The organism is Actinosynnema sp. NPDC002837 (assembly GCF_040295345.1).
Taxonomy (GTDB): domain Bacteria; phylum Actinomycetota; class Actinomycetes; order Mycobacteriales; family Pseudonocardiaceae; genus Actinosynnema.
Genome location: NZ_JBEOVG010000197.1, coordinates 1 through 2,504, shown reverse-complemented (window position 1 = coordinate 2,504; position 2,504 = coordinate 1). Strand labels below are relative to the sequence as shown.

The 2,504-nt window shown below is 69.8% G+C and carries 2 protein-coding genes; both read left to right on the top strand.

Annotated features, from left to right (window positions below; all coding sequences use genetic code 11):
- Nucleotides 1-187: 187 nt before the first annotated feature.
- Complete coding sequence (locus ABTZ99_RS44800) at nucleotides 188-1,339, top strand: enolase C-terminal domain-like protein (RefSeq protein ID WP_499619259.1); 1,152 nt, start codon at nucleotides 188-190, stop codon at nucleotides 1,337-1,339.
- Nucleotides 1,340-1,423: 84 nt separating this feature from the next.
- Complete coding sequence (locus tag ABTZ99_RS44795) at nucleotides 1,424-2,362, top strand: pectate lyase family protein (protein ID WP_498772803.1); 939 nt, start codon at nucleotides 1,424-1,426, stop codon at nucleotides 2,360-2,362.
- The last annotated feature ends 142 nt before the right edge of the window (nucleotides 2,363-2,504 follow it).

Sequence of the window (2,504 nt, the reverse complement as noted above, 5' to 3'; positions counted from 1 at the left end):
CGGGAGAGGACTCCCGCCAGAGGGGGAGGTTCCAGGACCCACCTGCCCGGAACCGGGCCGAGCGCGGCGCCGGCACACCGTTCGCACACCGACCACCTGAGCGAGGGGATGTCATGAACAGGGCTCCGTCCCACCCGGTCGAGACCGGTCGTCACGCCGGAGGCCGCGCGAGCCTGCGGAGGTCGCGGTGATCGAGCACGTCGAGGTCTCGGTGTTCACGACGACCGCGTGGACCGCGGTGGACCCGCACGGGCACCGGCACCCGAGCGCCGAGCACGAGGTCCGCGAGGCGCTGCTCGAGATCACCGACTCCGACGGCGCCGTCGGGCGCGTCCAGGTGCACCCCGACCAGCTGCGCCCAGCCGTGCTCGACTCGATCGTGAAGCCCGTGCTGATCGGCGCGGACCCGTGGGACCGGGAAGGGCTGTGGCGCAAGATGGCGCGCAAGCAGCGCGGCTCCCACGGCCGGTTCACCGACCGGGCGCTCGGCTACGTCGACACGGCGTTGTGGGACCTGGTGGGCAAGCGGGTCGGGCAACCGGTGTGGAAGCTGCTCGGCGGCGCCCGGTCCCGCGTCCCGGCCTACGCCAGCACCATGTGCGGCGACGAGATCCCCGGCGGGTTGAGCACGCCCGGCGACTACGCGGCGTTCGCGAAGCAGCTGGTGGAGCGCGGCTACCGGGCGGTCAAGCTGCACACGTGGATGCCGCCGGTGCCCGGTGCGCCCAGCGTGCGCGCGGACATCGCGGCCTGCGAGGCGGTGCGCGAGGCCGTCGGGCCCGAGGTCGAGCTGATGCTCGACGCCAACCACTGGTACTCGCGCACCGAGGCGCTGGAACTGGGCCGGGCGTTGGAGGAGCTGGGCTTCTACTGGTTCGAGGAGCCGATGGAGGAGGCGTCGATCAGCTCCTACCGGTGGCTGGCCGAGCAGCTGTCCATCCCGGTGATCGGCCCGGAGGTGGCCTGGGGCAAGCACCTGACCCGCGCCGAGTGGATCACCTCCGGCGCGTGCGACATCCTGCGCGCGGGCCCGACCGACGTCGGCGGCATCTCGCCGACGGTCAAGGCCCTGCACCTGGCCGAGGCGTTCAACATGGACTGCGAGATCCACGGCGACGGCTCGGCGAGCCTGGCCGTGCTCGGCGGCACGGACAACGGCCGCTGGTACGAGCGCGGCCTGCTGCACCCGCTGCACGACTTCGACCGCGTGCCGCCGCACCGGCTCGCGATGGCCGACCCGCTCGACGCGGACGGGCACGTCACCCTGACCTCCTCTCCGGGTCTCGGCGACGAGTTCGACGTCGAGCACATCCGCAAGCACACCGTGGAGAGGTGGTGAGTCCGGTGTAGGCCTTCGGTCGCCGCCACGTCGCAATACCGCCGCCGGTTCCCTTTTCATCCACAGTCGTATGGAGGAAACCGCATGTCCCGCAAGATCTCCCGCGCGCTGCTCGCGGTGTCGGCCCTGGCCGCATCCGTGATCATGGCGCCCTCGGCCAACGCCGCGTCGTTCAACCTCCAGGGTTGGGCCACGCAGTGCGGCGGTACCACCGGTGGCGGCAGCGCCACGCCGGTCACCGTCAGCAGCACCTCGGCGTTCGTGTCCGCGGTCGGCTCGTCCAGCGCCTCGGTGATCCGCGTGTCCGGCACCATCTCCCTGTCGAGCATGACGAAGGTGGCGTCCAACAAGACGATCATCGGCGTCGGCTCGGGTGCCACCATCACCGGCCACGGCCTGAACGTCTCCAACGCGTCGAACGTCATCATCCGGAACCTGAACTTCACCAACTGGGCGGACGACGCGATCAACGTCCAGTACTCGACCAGGGTCTGGATCGACCACAACAGCCTGCGCAACGGTTACGACGGCGCCATCGACATCAAGCGCGCGTCCGACTGCGTGACCGTGTCGTGGAACAAGATCAGCTCCCACGACAAGACCATGCTGCTGGGCCACAGCGACGACAACGGCGGCGAGGACCGCGGCAAGCTGCGCGTGACCTACCACAACAACTGGTTCGACGGCACCAACCAGCGCCACCCGCGGGTCCGCTTCGGCAACCCCGTGCACGTCTACAACAACTACTACGGCGGCGTGACGTCGTACGGTGTCGCTTCCACGGAGGAGGCGGGCGTGCTCGTGGAGGGCAACTACTTCGAGAACACGCGTGACCCGTTCCACCGCGGCGAGGGCAGCTCGGACCCCGCCAACCTGGTGGCGCGCAACAACCACTTCGTCAACTCGGGTTCGGGTGACCAGGGCGGCAGCGTCAAGGCGATCCCGTACGGCTACAGCCTCGACAGCGCGAGCAGCGTGAAGTCGACCGTGCAGAGCGGCGCGGGCGTGGGCAAGGTCGGCTGAGCGCTCGCCTGACCAACCCCGCCGGATCGGCGGCCCCCGGCGACTCTCTTGGGTTCTAGTGGTCGTCGCAACACCCCAGTTGGGGAGTTGTGGTGGATTTCGAGATCCGGGATCGGTCGGTCAACCTGGGCGGTCGGCGTCT

Excerpts from the sequence above, each read along its gene's own strand:
- ABTZ99_RS44795 (WP_498772803.1), top strand. The coding sequence starts at position 1,424 with ATGTCCCGCAAGATCTCCCGCGCGCTGCTCGCGGTGTCGGCCCTGGCC.